The sequence below is a fragment of the Serratia sp. JSRIV004 genome, assembly GCF_019968705.1.
Classification (GTDB): Bacteria; Pseudomonadota; Gammaproteobacteria; order Enterobacterales; family Enterobacteriaceae; genus Chania; species Chania fonticola_B.
Genome location: NZ_CP074140.1, coordinates 2,556,578 through 2,575,154, shown reverse-complemented (window position 1 = coordinate 2,575,154; position 18,577 = coordinate 2,556,578). Strand labels below are relative to the sequence as shown.

Below are 18,577 nucleotides of genomic sequence, written 5' to 3'. Positions count from 1 at the left end.
CCAGTATTACTTTATAAAATCCACGTTATCTGAAAGCGCACATCCCGTCGCTAACTATAAATGAGTATACAGAGGAATTACACCTCTAGCGCAAAAAAATGCCCTGCCGACCAGCCCTAACGGGCATCGTGCCCTCGCCACGCGGCCTCAGCGATACGAACTGCCGATGCTGTGATATACTCCGCGCCCTAAATGAGGCACGGGGTCTGCCTGGGTGGGTCGGCAGCGGGTTGTTGTGCATCAAACCACATTTCATATTTCACTTCAGGCTTACGCCTTAAAATTCAGGAGATAAAATGAGCAACGTTGACTTCACTACGTCTGCAAACCCGCAAGCGCTGGCCACCGAAGTGGCCTGCCTCAAAGCTACTTTGACGTTGATATTAAAGGCAATTGGCCAGGCTGATGCCGGTAAAGTGATCATCAATCTGGAACGTTTTGCCGCTCAGGTAGATGACCCGGATCAGGCTGAAATCTTCAAGAACAGTATTCAGCAGATCAAGCACGCCTACCGCCAATAATCCGTGCGCTATCAGGCCCCCGTTTGGGGTCTGATAACGGCTTGGCGATGTAATTAACGCCCCTCCTGAACGGTCGAATGATAAGTTTCGTAACAGAATATTTTCTATCATTAACTTAACCTACATTCACTCTAGCGCATTAATCATTAGTTGAAAAAACAACAATAGGATTAGTCCCATTTAATCATTAATAATGTTGTGGGATTTTTATTACCCCATTATTGTTCGTGACGCGAATAAATAGCCCTATAGATTAGGAATTAACTTACCTTTTCGCGCAGTATCTGCACGGGCATGCTGGCCAGCACCGTTTTCTTTGGGGGGGTGATTGGCCCGCAAGGTGCGGGCCGGGTTTGATGAAGACTCACTACTGATTATCGGACTACCATCACCGAGATCTTGGCGTGGCGGACAATGGCGGCCGCATTCGAGCCGAGCAGGTAGGTTTTGACACTAGGACGGCGAGAGCCAATCACGATCAGATCGGCTGAGATTTCCTCGGCAAGTTGTAACACCTCGTCACGTGGCGAACCGAAGCTGATGGTATAAGAAAGACGCTCCAACGGCAGGTCGATCTTCGCCATGAGTTTCTTCAACCCCTCCACCGCCTTCACTTCAGCCTGATTTTCAAACTCTTTGATGCCAAACGAATAGGCGGTCACAAACGCCGAAGCATCCGGCAAGGCATGGAAGAAATGCACCTTGGCCCCAGACATCTTGGCCAGATACTCCACGTGTTCGAGCGCATGTTCAGTCAATACGTCTTCTGCAAGATCTACCGGTACTAAAATGGTCTTGTACATATTCAATCCCCTCTCTGTATTACCGTGATGAACACAGCTTACCGCTGGCCAATGGGAGCTTGTACCTATTTATGATGCTTTTGTGATCAACAGGTGTAGCTGGTGGCTTCTCGACCTTTTGACCACCATGACTCAACCAATGATTTATACTTTTGTGATTTAAACCGCAAAACCAACCAAATGTACGCTGCACGCCCGGCGATCCACTGCCAAGCCGCGCCAGCTGCAGCAATAAACTGATTAGAACTCAACTGCTCCCCGCGCAAAGCCCGCTATTAACGCCCCTCAAGCACAGACAGACATCAGCATGAGTTTAATCGCCTTTTAGCATTAGTTTTTCTCATGCGAGTTTTATAAGCCCCTGTTTAATCAATGAGATAACCACTACTGGTACTGTTCATTTGCCGCGGTAAAGAGTAATCTTCCGCCCCCTAGACGTCCGATTTGCCTCCCCCTGAGTAAAGAATAATCGGCTTTGATCCCACCTCATTATGTTGTAAAAATGTTGCACAAAGGTGGTGATATTGAGTTACCTTACTTTTGTCGGAAAAACCGGCTAATACAGATAAAAAAGAGCCACTTCAGAGCTCGCCATTCCACTCATGACAGGTAAAAACAGGACAGCATACGATGGTAGATCATTCTAAAATAGCAGTGGACGCCACGCCCGGATCAGAAGATCACCTAAGGCGAAACCTCTCAAACCGACATATCCAGCTGATCGCTATCGGCGGTGCCATTGGTACAGGTTTGTTTATGGGTTCCGGTAAGACCATCAGCCTGGCCGGGCCTTCCATCATCTTCGTGTACATGATCATCGGCTTTATGCTGTTCTTCGTGATGCGCGCGATGGGCGAGCTGCTGCTCTCCAATCTGCAGTACAAATCTTTCAGCGACTTTGCCGCCGATCTGCTCGGCCCCTGGGCAGGGTTCTTCACCGGTTGGACTTACTGGTTCTGTTGGGTGGTGACCGGTATTGCCGACGTGGTGGCCATTACCGCCTACGCGCAGTTCTGGTTCCCCGACCTCTCCCAATGGGTCGCCTCTTTACTGTGCGTGTTGCTGCTGCTCAGCCTGAACCTGGCAACGGTGAAAATGTTCGGTGAGATGGAGTTCTGGTTTGCGATGATCAAAATCGTCGCGATAGTGGGCCTGATCATCGCCGGTCTGGTGATGGTGGCGATGCACTTCGAATCCCCAACCGGCAGCGTAGCCTCCTTCTCCCACTTATGGAATGACGGCGGAATGTTCCCGAAAGGCATTAGCGGCTTCTTTGCAGGCTTCCAGATTGCGGTGTTTGCCTTTGTGGGTATCGAGCTGGTGGGAACCACCGCGGCCGAAACCAAAGATCCGGAAAAAGTGCTGCCACGCGCCATCAACTCCATCCCGATCCGCATTATCATGTTCTACGTCTTCGCGCTGATCGTGATCATGTCGGTAACGCCTTGGAACTCGGTGGTGGCCGATAAGAGCCCGTTCGTCGAGCTGTTCGTACTGATTGGTTTGCCAGCCGCAGCCAGCGTGATCAACTTCGTGGTGTTGACCTCTGCCGCCTCTTCCGCCAACAGTGGCGTGTTCTCCACCAGCCGTATGCTGTTCGGCCTGGCGCAGGAAGGCGATGCGCCTAAATCCTTTGCCAACCTGTCCAAGCGTGCGGTACCGGCAAACGGCCTGACCTTCTCTTGTATCTGTCTGCTTGGCGGCGTGGTGCTGATCTATCTGATCCCGAACGTCATGACCGTATTCACGCTGGTCACCACCGTGTCGGCCATTTTGTTCATGTTCGTCTGGACCATCATCCTGTGCTCGTATCTGGTCTACCGTAAGCAACGCCCGGCACTGCACCAGAAATCGATCTACAAGATGCCTGCCGGTAAGTTGATGTGCTGGGTATGCATGGCGTTCTTCGCATTCGTGCTGGTGCTGCTGACGCTGCGCGAGGACACACGCCAGGCGCTGGTCGTCACGCCGCTGTGGTTTATCATTCTGGGGATCGGTTATCAGTTTGTGCGCCGTAAGAAGTCGGCCTAACCCTAGTTATTACAACGCCGCGCTCTCACGCGGCGTTTTTACAGTTGCGGCATGCAGCGCCCGCCCCTATGTCAACTCTACTGGCTTTGGTTTACGCCGAATACGCAACTCACTGGCAATCACCCCCAGCACAATCAACCCTGCGCCAATCAGCGCCAACCCAGGCAAACGCTCACCGGCGATACGGCCAACTATCCCAGCCCATACCGGTTCACCGGCATAAATAACCGTGGCACGGGTAGGTGAAACGCTGCGTTGTGCCCAGTTCATCGTCAGTTGGATCACCGCACTGGCGATCCCCAGCCCTACCGCGCTGTAAAGCAGATAGTTGGAAAACGCCGGAACCGACTCCCCGGTAGGAGCCATCATCAAAAACGATAACAACGACGCAGTAGCCAACTGTACAATGGTCACCCGCCGCACATTGACCTTGCCCGCAAAAGCACCGATTAAAATCACCTCGATAGCGATCGCCAGCGCACTGACCAACGTCAGGAATTCACCGCCGCTGAATGCCAGGCTGGAACTGCTTGGCCCACTCAACAGCATCAGCCCGACGAAGGCCAGCAGAATGCCAATCCAGGACATAATCCCCGGCATACGGCCAAGGACTAACCACTGCAATAACGGCACAATCGGCACGTACATGGCGGTAATAAATGCCGACTGGCTGCTGGTGATGGTTTGCAGCCCCATGGTTTGCAGGCCATAGCCGAACATGATCGAGGTGCCGATAAACACCCCGGCCTTGATTTCGTACCAGGTCATCCCCCGCAGCGAACGCAGAGAAAACAGCACCAGCGCCAACGTCGCGGTGCCAAAACGTAGCCCGACAAAAAAGAATGGCCCGCTGACCAGCATCGCCTGATGCACGGCCAAAAAGGTGCCGCCCCAGAGCATGGTGATAAGGACCAGCACGGCTTCCTGGGGTTTGATCTTCAGAAACAGCGAGGGAGTAGAGTTTTTCTTGACCGTTGACACTGACTTGCCCTTCCTGCTGGGTGCAATAAAATACACAATTTCTGCCAGTATGGGGAAAAGGCTAGCAATGGGCAATATCGTGCCGGATTGGCAGCAGCAATCGCCGCCCGGTGCCGAGGGTTGACAACCCATCCTCCTGGGTCTTTTTACTCTTCCTGGGCCGGGACTTCCGGCAGCGTTTCCAACGGCGGCTGTATCCCCTCAGAGATGTAATCTACGGCAGCCAGGGTGCGCTCGTTACCCATAGCGTCTTCCACCACCACATGTTTGATAGCGCCATCAGAAAGTATCACTCGCTTAATGCCACGTTCGGGTTCCATATCTCCTCCCTGTGTGAATATCTGCCCCTCAAGTTTAGCCTGTGCAGCGCTTGTCGGGTTGCGGTCTAAGCGTTTATCTGAATACCCTTCGCATTTTTTATCATAGGGCACCGGTTATCAGAGCTCCAGGCGGCAATACACTTTGTATAGACAGCGAAAAACCATCACTAGCAGTTATACATAGAAGGCAAACCATCAATCATCCCTATCTTGTTTGCGGAACCCGAGCAGGGTTAAAATGCCGACCAGCCTACCGCTCACCCGTTGAACGTCCGGTCGATTCAAGCTGTGTCCGCCTGTCAGCCAACCAAAGCCAGGCGTTCTATTTTTTGCGTACTGCAAAGGGAAATAAGTCAGTGTCTAAAGATTTTGATGAACTAATAAGAGACATGGATCTTATTATTGAAAATGTAGACAGTTTCAAGGCTATGGCCCCACGCATGCCGCCACCGGCGGTAGAAGCGCCGCCAACAGCCCACTCCTACGATTCATTCTGCGAAAACATTGCGCTGAAAGTGGTACTGAAGGTTCTGCTGTCATCGGTAGACAAGATCGTCAAGGTGCAAATCGCCAACCGGGTTGAGCAAGAGATCGCCCAGATCGAGCAACAGGTCGTCTTGGCTGGCGGTGGCCCGGTTGCGCCCGAAGACCTGGCGCAGATGACCCACTACGTGCGCCGCACCGTTCACGATTTACTCAATTGAGTTCCGCCAGAAAAACGGCGATGCGTCAGGGATGGATTACTTCAGGCCGGATAGCAAGGCTTGGCGAGTATCGGCATTCAGGGATGGGTTGAATAATCATCGGGCATACCCGAATCAAGCGTACTCCAGGCGTTTCGGCTGCAAGCCGGGCGTTTGGGGTTTCGTCACCTTGACGGCTTTCGCCGGATCGCCTGCCACAAACTCCAAGGTGGGCGAGTAGTAAAAAGGCAACCATGCCTCGAAATTCTCTTCCCACTCCCATTTGACTGGGCATGGCCACAGAATATCTTCGTGCAGAATGTAATAGATCCACCGCCCATGAGGGCGGCGCGGCTTAAGTGTTTTCATAATGCCATCAATACTTTCTCACCTGTTGCGAGCTGGCCGCGAAATCGGTCGCTCAGTCATAATACCTCAGTGGGGCCACTTGAAGCGAGGAGCACCACGAAACGGGGTGCTTAACAGGTAATTATACGATAAAGGCACGGATTTTGCGGCAAAGTAGCGGAGTTTAATCCGCTACTTTGCGCAATGCATTACTGCGAAGTGATGGTAAATCTTACTACATGTTCAGTGAGGCATAGTGCGGTTGGCAAGTTAGCTTGCTCTTGTCACTATCCTCTGCCCTAAAGGGCGTATCCCTGGTGAAGCACAATATTCTCTATTCGGTATACTCTTGAGAAAGGTCAATTATTCCCTTCTCTTACCAACAACATACCCATTTTTTGCCATCAGGAAAACAGGTGAAAAACACCCTTGTAATCATTGACAATAAATGTTAACAAAAGCTAATCAATACAGAGACCTTAATGAACGTTTGAATTATTAGCATGAAAAGGAAAGATTGGCCATGAAGATTAACGTAACGGACACTCCAAATCCGCAGGACGAAGAGTTCGTGATTGACAGCCTCTGGGCGCACAACCATCAGTATGATGAGGTAGATATTCATCCGTTATTCCTGACCGTCACCGACGATCGCGGGCAGATTGTGGCCGGGCTGGTTGCCAGAACCTGGTGGGGGGGATTAGAAGTCCAGTACCTGTGGGTAGGTGACGAGTATCGCAAAAAAGGCTACGGCCGTGATCTGATGCTGCGGGCAGAACAGGAAGCCGTCAAGCGCGGTTGCCATATGGCCTATGTCGATACCTTCAGTTTTCAGGCGCAGGCGTTTTACGAAAAACTGGGGTACCAGCCGTATGGCAACTTAGCGGGTTATGCGCACCGCCATACTCGCATCTATTTAGCGAAAAACATCTGATAGCGCTGAAGTATGAGGGGTTCAAATGGATTCATTTTGGCAGAGCAATGAATTATATTTAAAAGGTCTCATCACCATGATGGAACATTTAAATGAGCCTTGGGGCATTAAAGATTTATCTTCACGCCATATTTATATGAATAAGGCGGCCTATCTTTATACCAACACACCTCTCAATTTCGATATTGCGGGCAAGCTTGATGCCGAGTTCCCCGCCGATTGGGCAGAGTTTGCCCCCGACTTGCAAGAACACGACAGGAAAACCGAAGGAACGCGCGATCGCGTAGCCGTTATCGAGACGCACTTCTGGTACGGCAGCGACAGCCTGGTCCCCTTTGTCAGCGAAAAACTGCCTATTTATAATGACAAGGAAGAGCTGGTTGGCACCATGTGGAACGCCCGTCCGTTGGACAGTTTTTCACCGCTAAAATATATCAACCAACAAAAGCCCAGCATATTAACCACCGAAGTCAGCATCCAGATTTTTACCCAGTCTGAGCTGGATATCATATTTTTAATGCTGCAGCGCTACACCAACAAAGAGATTGCCAGGTTATATGACGTCAGCAATAAAACCATAGAAAATAGAATCTACAACATCTACCAAAAAGCCGATGTGCATACGCTCCAGCAGTTCGAAGAGTATTGCAAACAGGTGAACTTGGACAGCTACATTCCAGTACGCCTGATTGAAAAAGGCATCCAATTTATTTAAACGTTAACGAGAGATTATCGTGATTAAAATTGAAGACTACCCACTGAGCCGGGTACCGCAGGATAAGAGGGTCTCCTTCCTCAGCGTCGCCATCGTGCATATGGGTATGCTAACGGCCTTGGACCAGTTTATGCTGGGTGCCGTGCTGGGTAACTCAATGACCCTGACCGATGCCTTTATCGCCATCTCGATTGGCAGCCTGATCTTTGGGGTCGTGACGTTCGGGCTGGGCTTGGCCGGGATGAGAGAAGGTATCTCCGGCAGCCTGCTGGCTCGCTGGTGTGGCTTTGGCCGCATAGGCTCGGTGCTTATCGGCCTGGTAGTGGCCGTCAGCCTGTTGGGCTGGTTTGGCATTCAGAACGCCATCTTTGCCAAATCGCTTAACTTCGCCTTGGGCGATCGCCTGGGCTTCCCGCTGTCAGCCTCACTCTCCGGCCTGTTTTTGACGGTGCTGGTCGCTTTTGGTTTTAAAGCGCTGCGCATTACAGCTCGTATTGCTGTGCCGCTGTTTATCCTGCTGGTGTTCTTTATTTCCTATAACGTCCTCTCCGGGCAGAAACTGCATGAGGCCATTCTGCTTGCACCGATGGGGGACGCGTTAACCATCAGCGCGGGCATCACCATCGTCGTTGGCGGTGCCATTGTTGCCAGCCTGATGACCCCTGACCTGACCCGTTACTCCAAAAACAAACGCCACGTGTTTGGCATTACGCTGCTGACCATTATTGCCGGTGAATTCGTGGTTAACGGTCTGGCGATTTTTATTGCCAAAACGCTCGGCACCGCAGACGTGGTGACGATCATGGCCCAGAGTGCGGGCGGTATCGGTTTGCTGGTGGTGGTGTTCTCTACCCTGCGCGTCAACGATCTGAACCTCTATTCGTCGTCCTTGGGCGTGGTGAATGCGGTTGAAGGGATCACCGGTAAAAAGCTCAAATATACCGCGACCACGGTGATTATCGGTCTGTTGGGCACGCTGCTTTCGGTTCTGGGGATCCTGGATCGGTTTGTGGATTTCCTGACCGTGCTGGGCGTGGTATTCCCACCGATCCTCGGCGTCATGCTGGTGGATTATTTCGTGCTGCGCAGCCACCGCGATGCGCTGGACGCCAGCCGCCAGCTCGGCCAACTGCCGCAAGAAACGCCACTCATCGGCTGGGCAGCGATTATCGCCAGCATTGTCGGTAGCGTGATCGGCCTGGTGACGGAATGGGGCGTGCCAACCATTAACTCACTGCTGGCAGCCAGCGTGATTTACTGGTTGTTTAAACGCCTGTTTGGCCGGGCAACCAGCCTGCAAACTGCTTAATTTGTCGCATTAACAGGGTCGAGCATATGTTCGACCCTGGCTAAGCGGGCGCAGCCTACGGCGCCTCTACAAGATGAAACCTTGGTGGTGGTATCAGCCGGTCAGGTCGCGCTACCGGGAATAACGATATTACTGTCCGCCAGCGACCCCATCTGATTGAACATCACGCAGGCCGCATCCACGATATGCATGGCGATTGCGGCACCACTCCCCTCCCCCAGTCGCATATCCAGATGCAGGTAAGGTGCCAATTGCAGGTGCTCAAGCGCCGCAGCCGCGCCCTTCTCCGCGGAAAAATGGGATGGCAACAGGTAATCCCGAGCCTGAGGCGCAATGCCGCAAACCGCCAGCGCGGAAGAATATGAGAGAAAACCATCGAGGATCACCGGCAAACCGGCGGCCGCAGCCCCCAGCATCACGCCAGCCATTCCCACCAGATCGTATCCACCCAGCTTCGCCAACACGTCCAACGCGTCTTGGGTATCCGGCTGATTTACCTCAATCGCCCGACGCACCACGTCCACCTTGTGGTGCAAACGATCGCTGGGGAAATTGGCCCCAATGCCGACTACTTCCTGCGGATCGCGGCCGGTAAAGACGCTAACTAACGCAGCGGCTGGCGTAGTATTCGCCATCCCCAACTCACCAACGCCAAACAGCTTCACCCCAAGCGCCGCCTGTTCCAGCGTCAATTGAGCCGTGGCCAACAGCAACTCCTCCGCCTGCTGGCGCGTCATTGCCGCACCACGCGCAATGTTGCCGCTGCCGCGCCCAACTTTCATGTCGATCAGGCCCGGCAAGGGTTCGCTGTCGATGCCAACATCCACCAGCTTCACCTCGGCACCGGCATTGGCCGCCAATACGCAGACGCCGGTATTGCCTTTCACCATATTCAGCGCCTGGATCACCGTTACTTCACGCGGTGACACCGCTACTCCTTCGGCATAAACGCCGTGATCGGCCATCATGACGATGATTTGCTTGCGGCTGGCGGCCATCCCGCTAAAACCGCGCATCCCGGCCAGTTGGGTTGCCAACTGTTCCAGGCGGCCAAGGCTGCCTGGTGGCTTAAGCAGGCCATCAATCTTTGCCGCTGCCTGTTGCATGGCGGCCGCGTCCAACGGCTTAATCAGGTCGATTAACGATGACAATGTTTGCATACTTTATTCTCTACTTGCAGGCTGCCAATGAGCCTGGCTGTTAAATACCTTTAGCGTGACAAACCCCTGGTTGAGTTCCACCACGCTGTAGGCTCCCTGGGTAAACGGGAAGTGCCACATCCCGGCGGCAGGCAGCTTTAGTAACCCTGCCAGCAACAGGCTCAGGGAGCCTTGGTGCGCCACCAGCAGACGATCGCCATCGCCCTGTTCGTCCAGCAGACGTTGGGCCTGCTGGCTAATTCTCTTTGAAAACAGTGGAAAGGACTCCCCCGCTGGCGGGCAGGCTCGCTGCCAATCCGCCACCCAGTCGGCCCAGGCTGCACTATCCTGCTGCTGCAAATCCTGGTGATGGCACATTTCCCAGTCACCAAAATTCATTTCGTTAAAGCCTCCGTCAGGTTGGATCGCCAGTTCCCGCTGCCCAATCACAATCTCGGCGGTATGCCGGGCACGTAGTAACTCACTGCTGATCGCCTGGGTAAAAGGCACCTCGGCCAGCCATTGTGCGATCTGCCTGGCCTGCTGTTCACCTTGCTCGGTCAACGGTAAATCGGTCATGCCACAAAATACGCCCTGTCGATTCGCCGCCGTTTGCCCGTGTCGTACCAAAAATAGCCGCATAACGCCCACTCACAGCAGTGCCAGTAAGAAGATCAATTCGGCAATTTCTATCGCCGCCCCCAGAGTGTCACCCGTTTGCCCGCCCAGACGGCGGCGCAGATAGGCTCGCAGCAACAGCACGGCGATCAGCGCACAGCCAAGCGCAAACAGCCCCTGCCCATGCCCTAACAAGGCGACCAAAGCGGCCCCTAGCGCCAGAGTGAACAGCGTTTGCCCCCCGCTGATCTTGCCAATGTAAAGGTTCCCCAGCCCGTTACCTTCACGGGCATAAGGCTGGCGATACATCATCAATACCACCAGGCTCCGGCAGGCCACTCCCGCTGCCGCTAACGTGACCAACATCGGTACCCCACGCAATGCCAGTTCGCTGATCACCAACACTTTGGCCACGACGATAAAGATCAGCGCCAAACCCCCATTGGTACCAAGGCGGCTGTCACGCATGATCTCCAGCATTTTTTCCCGGGTGCGGGCCGAGAACACGCCATCACAGGTATCGGCCAATCCGTCGAGGTGAAAGGCGCCGGTAACCAGAGCCAATGCCAGCACGTAGCTCAACGCCGCCAGCGGCACCCCACACCAGGGGGCCAACAGGGTAAAGACGGCCCCACTGATTGCACCCACGATCAGGCCAATCAAAGGGAAACCGACAATGCCGCGCTGGTAATTATCCATCGCCAATCCCTGTGTCCAACTCGCGGGCAGCGGGATACGCGTCATCAGTTGCAGGGTGGCCCAAAATAGTCGCAGACTCATTTGATCTTGACCTCAATACCAGAAATCACCAATAGCACCGACTCGGCGGCGGCGGCCAAACGCTGGTTAACACGCCCGGCAATATCACGGAAGTGTCGTGCCAAACGGTTTTCCGGCACGATGCCCATCCCCAGTTCATTGGTGACCAGATAAATCGCCGCCGGGCTGCGGGCGCAGGCGGCCAGCAGATCATCGATCTGCCGTTGGATTGCCGTTTCAACCACGGCAAAATCGATGCTTTCCACCGGCGTCTCCCCGGTCAGGTCAAACATCTGGTTGGCGATCAGCGTGGTAATACACTCCAGGATCACCGCATCTCCCGCCCCCGCCTGTTGGTCGATCACACTGGCCAGTTGCTGGCTCCCCTCCCAGGTACGCCAATGAGCGGGCCGGGCTTGGCGATGCAGCTTGATCCGTTCGGCCATTTCCTCATCGGTGACCACCGAGGTGGCGATATACAACACCCGGTCACTGACACCGCTCGCTAACCTTTCGGCCAGCGAACTTTTGCCGCTGCGTGCTCCGCCGGTGATCAGGATCATTGTGCCTCCGTTTGCTGGTGCTCGGTCATCAAGCGGTAAATTTTATCCATATCAATATGTTCCCGCATCTTATCGGCCAACAGATCAAACTGTTGCTGCTTGTAATCGGCATAATCGAAAGCCGGGCCGTCGTAAACCGCTAGCCCTTTACGCTGGCGCAATTGGTTTAGTAGCGCACGGCAAAAAGGCGCGCTGTCGAATAAGCCATGGATATAGCTGCCCAGCACGTTACCGGTGGGGTTCACTGCACCGTCGAAGGCGCTATCCGGCTGCCCATTGCGTAGGGAAAGGCGGGAGAAAGGCGTAGCCTCTGAGCCAAGCTGGGTGGTGCCCATATGGATTTCATAACCAACGACATCCTGCTCGCCACAGCCAGACCAGAGGCCGGGCAACCCAGGCTCACATTGTGCTGTCACCTGCGTAGTGACTTTTTGCGGTGCGAAGCGGGTGGTGACATCCAGCAAGCCCAAACCCGCCATCTGTTCCACACCGGACTCCACGCCATCAATAATGTGCTTACCGAGCATCTGGTAGCCGCCGCAAATACCCACGATCTGCACTCCGGCCCGGTGCTGATCCTGTAACGCCGCCGCCAACCCGCTGTGCTGTAGCCACTGCAGATCCCCCAGGGTATTTTTGCTACCCGGCAGGATAATCAGATCGGCACCGGCCAGCGCCGCCGGGTGCGAAACATAGCGCAGCCCTACGTCCGGCTGGGCCGCCAAGGCATTAAAATCGGTAAAGTTGGACATATAGGGCAGTTGTACCACCGCGATGTCCAGCTCATAGCTACTGCCTGTCGGGGCATATTTGCCATTTTGCAACGCCACACCATCCTCATCTTCCAGATCGATATTCAACCAGGGCATCACGCCCAGCACCGGCACACCGGTCAGCGCCTCAATCTGCTCCAAGCCCGAATAGAGCAAGGCAATATCACCACGGAATTTATTTATGATCACCCCTTTCACCCGAGCTTTTTCATCCGGTTCTAGCAGTGCCAACGTGCCATAAATGGCGGCAAATACCCCGCCGCGATCGATATCGGCCACCAACAGCACTGGCGCATCGGCGATCGCCGCCATGCCCATATTGACGATGTCACGGTCGCGCAGGTTGATTTCCGCCGGGCTACCCGCCCCCTCCAGCACCATGATGTCGTAGCCGCTGGCCAGGCTGTGATACACCTCGCTGATTTGTTGCTGTAACTGCGGCTTGTACTCGTGATAGCTGACTGCGTCCATATTGCAGGCCACTTTACCCATCAGCACCACCTGCGCCTGACAATCGCTGGTCGGTTTCAGCAGGACCGGGTTCATTCGCACATCGGGTGCGATACCGGCGGCCTCGGCCTGAAAGATCTGCGCACGACCCATCTCTTCGCCACGGGCGGTAATGCCAGAGTTGAGCGCCATATTCTGCGATTTGAACGGCGCACAGCGATAGCCATCCTGCATGAAGATCCGGCACAGCCCGGCCACCAGCACGCTTTTACCCACATCGGATGCGGTTCCCTGCACCATCACACACCGTTTCATCACTTATTCTCCACGTAGCGCTGGCTGAGCCGCGCAAACCATTATTATTTCAAGCGCCAAGCCATAGCAGGCGCAACGCGGCAAACAGCAGCAGAGCCAACAGCGAGGCCGTCATCATCAGACGCGTGCTGCGGGGAATATCTGCCAGCTCGATCTCCCGCCGAGCCTCACCGATCCACGGCTTTTCGACCCGCTGACCAAAGTAGTTGTTAGGACCGCCAAGCCGTACTCCCAGCGCTCCAGCCACGGTCGCTTCCGACCAGGCGCAGTTGGGGCTGGTATGCTGATAGCGATCGCGCCAGCCGATACGTAACGCCTGGCGATAGTTCAATCCGTGCAGCCGGGCCGCGCAGCTCAGCAGTAGCCAGCTAAGCCGGGCGGGTAACCAGTTGGCGAAGTCATCCATCCGCGCCGACACATAGCCGATGGCGCGGTATTTCGGCGTTTTATAGCCCACCATTGAATCGAGAGTGTTAACCGCTTTATACGCCATTGCCAACGGTGCCCCACCGATCAGTAAAAAGAACAGCGGCGCAATTACGCCATCCACGCTGTTTTCCGCCACCGTTTCCACCACCGCCCGGGTGATTTGCGGCTCTTCCAGTTGTGAGGTATCCCGCCCGACAATCCACGACAGCTTGCGGCGGCTCTCCTCAAGATCGGCACTCTGCAGGGCCCGGTGAACCTCCATGGCCGCCTGTTCCAGGCAGCGTCCGGCGAGCAGGGTATAGATCAGCCAGACTTCCGCCAGCCAGCCCAACCACGGGTGAATATGCTGCATCAGCGTTAAAAAGCCCCAACTGACCAGCCAGACCAACCCTACGACGCCCAGCCACAACAGCCCGCCACCAAGTTTTAGCGCCCTCTCGCTATGGCAAATCCGGCGGATCGCGCGTTGCAGCACCGTGATCAGGTTGCCGATCCAGCGCACCGGATGCGGCCAGTGCGGCGGGTCGCCTAACAGGCTGTCGAGCAGAAAGGCCACGAACCAGGCTAGCAGCGTCATGGCACGCACCTTATAGCCACGATCGAGAAAACTTGATGGTGGGTTAATGACATAAAAAAATCCCGACCTCTCGGGCGGGATTTAGGTGTCAACAGGATACGACCAAGCGGTGCAACATAGCTGCACGTATCTCATGACAACCCCCTTCCCACCGAAGGTGTTGAATGTGTGACCAACTGGTCGGTCTTCTGGCTTAGCGTCATCCTTATCCACTCCCTTCCCAATCCTCAGATCAGTGGCGCAGTGGACTCGTCGGCATCACAGCAGCGGGGGCTGCGGGGGAGTTACACCCCCTTCCCAACCACAACCTGTTATCGTTCAGGATGTGGGTTATCCAGTTGGCAATAATTCGTTTAATTACCACGTTTTCGCTTCAATAAACGCAACGCTTCAATTTATCGCTTAGTTATCATCTCGATAGCCTCGACAATCGCCATGCCATAATAACCTGTTGATATCGCGAATACACGCCAAGATCTGGCATTCACCAGAGCGACAGGTTTGGTTTACGCCGGATCAACGGCGATTACCCTGTGTTATCCTGCACGCAAACTTGACAGGGGGAATAGCAAAACCGTGAGTGAACATGGTGGTAACGTACTGGAAATGGCGTTGAAAAGCGGCCTGGATCCGGCCGAGATTATTGATTTCAGCGCCAATATCAATCCATTGGGCATGCCCGCCAGCCTGAAGGCGGCGATTATCGAGCATCTGACCAGCGCCGAATGCTATCCCGACGTTGAATACCGGCGTCTGCATGCAGCATTGGCAGGGGTTCATCACTGCCCGGCGGAAAATATCATGGCAGGCAACGGGGCCACCGAGCTGATTTACGCCATCGTGAACCGGCTACGCCCCCGCACGGCGCTGCTCCTAACGCCTGGGTTTGCCGAATACCGCCGGGCATTGCAGCGGATTGACTGCCAGATCGAGGACTACCCGCTGGATGAAGCCGGTGGATTTCAGCCCGATGAGCGGTTGCTACAGGTGCTGGCCGAGCGCCAACCGGACTGCCTGTTCCTGGCTACCCCCAACAATCCGACCGGGCTGATGCCAGACCCCGCGCTATTGCAGGCCATTGTCGCCTGTTGTCGCCAGCACAATATTGCGTTGATCGTTGATGAAGCCTTTATCGACTTTCTGCCAGATGCGCCGGGGCTGATCCCACAAATGGCGGACTATTCACGCCTCTACATTCTGCGTTCATTAACCAAATTCTTCGCCATTCCCGGGCTGCGGCTCGGCTATCTGGTCAGCAGCGATCGCGCTGGCCTGCAACAGATGAAACAGCAACGCGAACCCTGGACCATCAATGCCTATGCGGCACTGGCCGGCGAAGTGATCCTGGACGATCTCGATTACATCCAGCAAACCCACCAATGGCTGACAGAGCAGCGTGCTTGGTTGTTTGACGCGCTGACAGCCTTGCCGCACTTGCGTATCTGGCCAGGGGCAGCGAACTATATATTCCTACGCTGCCTGCGCCCCGGCTACGATCTGCAGCAGGCGTTGTTGCAGCACCGCATCCTGATCCGCCACTGTGCCAACTACCCTGGCCTTTCCGCCGACTATTATCGGGTGGCGATCAAGAGCGAAGCGGCCAACCGCAGGCTGATAGCCGCGCTGCAACAGATACTGGAGGAAGGCTAAGGCGCAGGAGTTTTTAGGCATCAAACGTTAATCTTTGATTATCGGAACGGATGCAGTATGGCAATTACGGCGGAGTGGTTGTCTCATACACCAGGCCGTCGCTATTGCCCAACTTAGGGTAATCGAAATCATGGGCTGGAAAGCGGAACAGGCGGTTACGCCAGCGATCAAACTGCACGCGATAGTTATAGCTATCAGGCAGTTTTTTCATTCTGAACCAGTGCTGGCCGCCATCGGTAGAGACTGTCATATGCAGCGGGTCGTTGAACGCTTTCTCCATCATCAGCAGATCATTACCCGCATAAAGCGTGCCTAAGGCTTTTTTACCGGTTTCCAGCAGCGGTTGCAGCGCGCCATTCTCCCGCAACCGGTTCAGGCTATAAAGCCACCGTGGCCGCTGGCGTAAGACAAAATCAAAATCCCCTTGCGGGCTGATGTCGGCCGCAACGATATCTCCGCCCACCCACTGGCTGGACTGGATTTGAGCTGATTTCAGATTGAAATCAAGCAGCAATGAAGCAGTTAACCGATCCTGTTCCCCGGTATTATGGGGCTGATTACTGACTATCACCCGATCGCCGCCGTTATAGTACCAACTGGCCGCATAGAGAGCAGGGTCGATCCCGCGTTCCGTTAACAACCTGACCAGATCGAATACCTGTTGCCAATGCTGGCCGAGATCGTCCGACCGGTAGAGTTTACCCTGTTGAACCAGCAGCACGCTCTGCGCTCCAGAGAGCCCCAAAAGCTGATAAGTCTGGTTACCACCGGGGGCTTGCCACTGGGGTAACCAACACCAGTTACGCCCACCATCGGCAGAATAAAATACGGCATCTTTACTATAAGAACGGGCGCCGAACACCACCAGGCAATGCCCCTGAGCATCACACTGTTGCTCAGCCACGTAGCCCAAAAAACGGGCGCTGACGCGCAGCTTGCCATTCTCTTCGATGATGAGTTGGCTGACCGGGATCGTGGCGCTGTCATCATAGCTCCGGTGCCGGATTGTTCCACGGCCAACCTTAGCCTCCAGCATCAAACGTAACATGGTGGTATCAGGGGATATCTGCAGGTTTAACAAAGGGGGACCAATGTCTGCCAGCACATCGATCTGCACCGAATTTTCATAGTGATAGATCAGCGTATTCTGGTCACGCTCAATATTCGTGATCCGTGTATTTATTACATCGCTGATACCCGTCAACAGCATCCCTTGTTGAAAACTGCTCAGGCGTTCCCCACTCATAACTACCGCAGGACGTTCTGCCTGATAATTTCGCTGCCATTGCCAGTCGGGGGCAAACCCGGCAAAGCTGTCGATATAAAACAGCATCCAGGAAATGATAAGCCCCAGTGCCAGCAGGATGATGCGCGTTAGGCTATTGCTGAACATCAGGGGACTTCCTGAATATAGGCTTTGCCACCGTTGCGTTTTTTAAACAACACCAACAGTTGGCGGGCAAAGACAAAGCGCGCCGCACTGAGCGAGTTCCTGCGCGTTATCCAAGTGCAGACCTCCACCAACAGCATGAACACGCAGAAAATCATGATGCTCATCAGAGCAAAGTCATAAAACATGACTGCGGCGTCCAGCCAGTCCCACTTATCCGGCACACTGCCCTGCTCCCACCAATCATGCAGGGTGAAAAACACCAGCATCACCAGTAAAAAACAGCAGCAGCCAAACATCACTTTATACATCAGCTTGAGCTGGTGAAAAGAAACGGCAATCCCGCCGAGCTTGAGATAGGCGCTGCCATCCCTTTCATTACACAGGCCCAGCACCGCATTATCTTGCTGATTGACCACCAACATCAGCGGATCTTCGGCCGCCAGGAAGAACGGATGTTGCCGATAGAACAGCGGATTAAGGTCTTCCATCAGCGAGTTAATTCCGCTACGAAATGAGAACCGCTCTCCATTGCAGCTAAATTGGTACTCGATAAAATCCCGGCGGCTTTTGCCTCCGCCGGTAAAATCGCGGCGCGCGCTAACATCGGCAGCCTCTCCGCTCACGCTGGTCAAGGTGACTTTATCGGCCAATAGCAAATCATTCGGCAGCAGCGCATCCAGATCGTTAGCCAATTCTTTGCTGGCCTGTAGTGAAGGCGCACCGCCTCCCGGCTCGGTTAATGATTCGGTGGTGGTAATGCAAAGGGAAGTGTCGCCTTGTTTGACGCTCTCCAGCCCTTTTAACAACCTACGCGTGTGACGGCTGGTTCCCACCATCAGCGTATGAAACGAAGCCACGAACCACCAGCAACCAAAGATGAAAACAAAAAGCAGTAGCACCATCACCCAGATATTCAGCAACTGGAAATAACCCACTGCTGAGAGCGTCATCACTATGATCGCGCCCACCAGCTTCATCAACGCAGCCGGTTTGCTAAGGTCGGCCAGCTTCGGTTGTAGCTCCCCCTTTTCAGGCGAAACCAGCCAATGCAGCCAGTAGCTGCCATCAGCCAACTGATGGGCACCGATATACACACGATCCCCCGATACCAAACGGTATAACACTTTGGCATCAACAAACTGTTTGCTGTAGGTATAGAACACCTTGTCCCCGGCCAAAATGCGCCGTAGCTTACTTTCGCTGGGCGCGTTGAGATTGTGGCGGATAAAGGACAGCTCATAGAAGCAGATTTTTTTCATGGTTGCT

At 54.3% G+C, this 18,577-nt stretch carries 19 protein-coding genes and 1 riboswitch; of the genes, 7 read left to right on the top strand and 12 right to left on the bottom strand.

Annotated elements, in window-relative coordinates; all coding sequences use genetic code 11:
- The first annotated feature begins 296 nt into the window (after positions 1–296).
- The gene (locus tag KGP21_RS12295) at positions 297–521 is read left to right on the top strand and encodes a DUF2594 family protein (RefSeq protein ID WP_021178352.1); all 225 of its coding nucleotides are present in this window, start codon (positions 297–299) and stop codon (positions 519–521) included.
- A 374-nt stretch (positions 522–895) separates the two neighbouring features.
- Here KGP21_RS12295 and KGP21_RS12290 read toward each other — a convergent pair whose 3' ends face one another.
- Complete coding sequence (locus tag KGP21_RS12290) at positions 896–1,324, bottom strand: universal stress protein (protein ID WP_021804757.1); 429 nt, start codon at positions 1,322–1,324, stop codon at positions 896–898.
- A gap of 630 nt (positions 1,325–1,954) precedes the next feature.
- Between KGP21_RS12290 and cycA the strand changes: the two genes are divergently transcribed.
- On the top strand, positions 1,955–3,355 hold the full coding sequence (gene cycA, locus KGP21_RS12285) for a D-serine/D-alanine/glycine transporter (protein WP_223538365.1): 1,401 nt from the start codon (positions 1,955–1,957) through the stop codon (positions 3,353–3,355).
- A 66-nt stretch (positions 3,356–3,421) separates the two neighbouring features.
- Here cycA and KGP21_RS12280 read toward each other — a convergent pair whose 3' ends face one another.
- Together KGP21_RS12280 and KGP21_RS12275 are read right to left on the bottom strand one after the other, a co-directional pair.
- Entirely contained in the window at positions 3,422–4,336 is a 915-nt protein-coding gene (locus tag KGP21_RS12280; RefSeq protein WP_223538363.1) for a DMT family transporter, read from the bottom strand.
- A gap of 146 nt (positions 4,337–4,482) precedes the next feature.
- Complete coding sequence (locus KGP21_RS12275) at positions 4,483–4,656, bottom strand: hypothetical protein (RefSeq protein ID WP_021804758.1); 174 nt, start codon at positions 4,654–4,656, stop codon at positions 4,483–4,485.
- Between the two features lie 389 nt (positions 4,657–5,045).
- Here KGP21_RS12275 and KGP21_RS12270 point away from each other — a divergent pair, with 389 nt between their 5' ends.
- On the top strand, positions 5,046–5,360 hold the full coding sequence (locus tag KGP21_RS12270) for a hypothetical protein (RefSeq protein ID WP_081050627.1): 315 nt from the start codon (positions 5,046–5,048) through the stop codon (positions 5,358–5,360).
- Positions 5,361–5,474: 114 nt separating this feature from the next.
- Here the strand turns inward: KGP21_RS12270 and KGP21_RS12265 are convergent, their stop codons facing one another.
- A complete protein-coding gene (locus KGP21_RS12265) occupies positions 5,475–5,708 on the bottom strand; it encodes a hypothetical protein (protein WP_024486733.1) in 234 nt (77 codons plus the stop codon).
- A 502-nt stretch (positions 5,709–6,210) separates the two neighbouring features.
- Between KGP21_RS12265 and KGP21_RS12260 the strand changes: the two genes are divergently transcribed.
- From KGP21_RS12260 to KGP21_RS12250, 3 genes are read left to right on the top strand one after another with little or no spacing between them, the layout of a single operon-like run.
- Positions 6,211–6,621: a GNAT family N-acetyltransferase gene (locus tag KGP21_RS12260; protein WP_021804760.1), complete on the top strand. Its 411-nt coding sequence runs from the start codon at positions 6,211–6,213 to the stop codon at positions 6,619–6,621.
- Positions 6,622–6,646: 25 nt separating this feature from the next.
- Entirely contained in the window at positions 6,647–7,336 is a 690-nt protein-coding gene (locus KGP21_RS12255) for a PAS and helix-turn-helix domain-containing protein (RefSeq protein WP_059200494.1), read from the top strand.
- A 19-nt stretch (positions 7,337–7,355) separates the two neighbouring features.
- Positions 7,356–8,645: a cytosine permease gene (locus tag KGP21_RS12250; RefSeq protein ID WP_094982300.1), complete on the top strand. Its 1,290-nt coding sequence runs from the start codon at positions 7,356–7,358 to the stop codon at positions 8,643–8,645.
- A 101-nt stretch (positions 8,646–8,746) separates the two neighbouring features.
- On the opposite strand, the gene cobT is transcribed toward KGP21_RS12250, so the two are convergent.
- From cobT to cbiB, 6 genes are read right to left on the bottom strand one after another with little or no spacing between them, the layout of a single operon-like run.
- On the bottom strand, positions 8,747–9,805 hold the full coding sequence (gene cobT / locus KGP21_RS12245; RefSeq protein WP_223538361.1) for a nicotinate-nucleotide--dimethylbenzimidazole phosphoribosyltransferase: 1,059 nt from the start codon (positions 9,803–9,805) through the stop codon (positions 8,747–8,749).
- Positions 9,806–9,808: 3 nt separating this feature from the next.
- Complete coding sequence (locus tag KGP21_RS12240) at positions 9,809–10,426, bottom strand: adenosylcobalamin/alpha-ribazole phosphatase (RefSeq protein WP_223538359.1); 618 nt, start codon at positions 10,424–10,426, stop codon at positions 9,809–9,811.
- Positions 10,427–10,435: 9 nt separating this feature from the next.
- The gene (cobS, locus tag KGP21_RS12235) at positions 10,436–11,182 is read right to left on the bottom strand and encodes an adenosylcobinamide-GDP ribazoletransferase (protein ID WP_223538357.1); all 747 of its coding nucleotides are present in this window, start codon (positions 11,180–11,182) and stop codon (positions 10,436–10,438) included.
- The gene (cobU, locus tag KGP21_RS12230) at positions 11,179–11,724 is read right to left on the bottom strand and encodes a bifunctional adenosylcobinamide kinase/adenosylcobinamide-phosphate guanylyltransferase (RefSeq protein ID WP_021804766.1); all 546 of its coding nucleotides are present in this window, start codon (positions 11,722–11,724) and stop codon (positions 11,179–11,181) included. Before cobU ends, cobS begins: the two co-directional genes overlap by 4 nt.
- Positions 11,721–13,262, bottom strand: a complete 1,542-nt coding sequence (locus KGP21_RS12225; RefSeq protein WP_223538520.1) for a cobyric acid synthase — start codon at positions 13,260–13,262, stop codon at positions 11,721–11,723. The genes cobU and KGP21_RS12225 overlap by 4 nt, the downstream gene beginning before the upstream one ends.
- Before the next feature lie 49 nt (positions 13,263–13,311).
- A complete protein-coding gene (gene cbiB / locus KGP21_RS12220; protein ID WP_059200489.1) occupies positions 13,312–14,268 on the bottom strand; it encodes an adenosylcobinamide-phosphate synthase CbiB in 957 nt (318 codons plus the stop codon).
- A 160-nt stretch (positions 14,269–14,428) separates the two neighbouring features.
- A riboswitch (cobalamin riboswitch) is annotated at positions 14,429–14,622 on the bottom strand.
- Positions 14,623–14,844: 222 nt separating this feature from the next.
- Here cbiB and cobD point away from each other — a divergent pair.
- Positions 14,845–15,918: a threonine-phosphate decarboxylase CobD gene (gene cobD / locus KGP21_RS12215; RefSeq protein WP_223538355.1), complete on the top strand. Its 1,074-nt coding sequence runs from the start codon at positions 14,845–14,847 to the stop codon at positions 15,916–15,918.
- A gap of 64 nt (positions 15,919–15,982) precedes the next feature.
- Here cobD and KGP21_RS12210 read toward each other — a convergent pair whose 3' ends face one another.
- Positions 15,983–17,311, bottom strand: a complete 1,329-nt coding sequence (locus tag KGP21_RS12210; RefSeq protein ID WP_209527609.1) for a hypothetical protein — start codon at positions 17,309–17,311, stop codon at positions 15,983–15,985.
- Entirely contained in the window at positions 17,311–18,570 is a 1,260-nt protein-coding gene (locus KGP21_RS12205) for a hypothetical protein (protein ID WP_218519471.1), read from the bottom strand. Before KGP21_RS12205 ends, KGP21_RS12210 begins: the two co-directional genes overlap by 1 nt.
- Between the last annotated feature and the right edge of the window lie 7 nt (positions 18,571–18,577).

What these genes read in the sequence shown, in the direction of transcription:
- KGP21_RS12295 (WP_021178352.1), top strand. Translation starts at nt 297, where the DNA reads ATGAGCAACGTTGACTTCACTACGTCTGCAAACCCGCAAGCGCTGGCC.
- KGP21_RS12290 (WP_021804757.1), bottom strand. Translation starts at nt 1,324, where the DNA reads ATGTACAAGACCATTTTAGTACCGGTAGATCTTGCAGAAGACGTATTG.
- cycA (WP_223538365.1), top strand. Translation starts at nt 1,955, where the DNA reads ATGGTAGATCATTCTAAAATAGCAGTGGACGCCACGCCCGGATCAGAA.
- KGP21_RS12275 (WP_021804758.1), bottom strand. Translation starts at nt 4,656, where the DNA reads ATGGAACCCGAACGTGGCATTAAGCGAGTGATACTTTCTGATGGCGCT.
- KGP21_RS12270 (WP_081050627.1), top strand. Translation starts at nt 5,046, where the DNA reads ATGGATCTTATTATTGAAAATGTAGACAGTTTCAAGGCTATGGCCCCA.
- KGP21_RS12265 (WP_024486733.1), bottom strand. Translation starts at nt 5,708, where the DNA reads ATGAAAACACTTAAGCCGCGCCGCCCTCATGGGCGGTGGATCTATTAC.
- KGP21_RS12260 (WP_021804760.1), top strand. Translation starts at nt 6,211, where the DNA reads ATGAAGATTAACGTAACGGACACTCCAAATCCGCAGGACGAAGAGTTC.
- KGP21_RS12255 (WP_059200494.1), top strand. Translation starts at nt 6,647, where the DNA reads ATGGATTCATTTTGGCAGAGCAATGAATTATATTTAAAAGGTCTCATC.
- cobT (WP_223538361.1), bottom strand. Translation starts at nt 9,805, where the DNA reads ATGCAAACATTGTCATCGTTAATCGACCTGATTAAGCCGTTGGACGCG.
- KGP21_RS12240 (WP_223538359.1), bottom strand. Translation starts at nt 10,426, where the DNA reads ATGCGGCTATTTTTGGTACGACACGGGCAAACGGCGGCGAATCGACAG.
- cobS (WP_223538357.1), bottom strand. Translation starts at nt 11,182, where the DNA reads ATGAGTCTGCGACTATTTTGGGCCACCCTGCAACTGATGACGCGTATC.
- cobU (WP_021804766.1), bottom strand. Translation starts at nt 11,724, where the DNA reads ATGATCCTGATCACCGGCGGAGCACGCAGCGGCAAAAGTTCGCTGGCC.
- KGP21_RS12225 (WP_223538520.1), bottom strand. Translation starts at nt 13,262, where the DNA reads ATGAAACGGTGTGTGATGGTGCAGGGAACCGCATCCGATGTGGGTAAA.
- cbiB (WP_059200489.1), bottom strand. Translation starts at nt 14,268, where the DNA reads ATGACGCTGCTAGCCTGGTTCGTGGCCTTTCTGCTCGACAGCCTGTTA.
- KGP21_RS12210 (WP_209527609.1), bottom strand. Translation starts at nt 17,311, where the DNA reads ATGTTCAGCAATAGCCTAACGCGCATCATCCTGCTGGCACTGGGGCTT.
- KGP21_RS12205 (WP_218519471.1), bottom strand. Translation starts at nt 18,570, where the DNA reads ATGAAAAAAATCTGCTTCTATGAGCTGTCCTTTATCCGCCACAATCTC.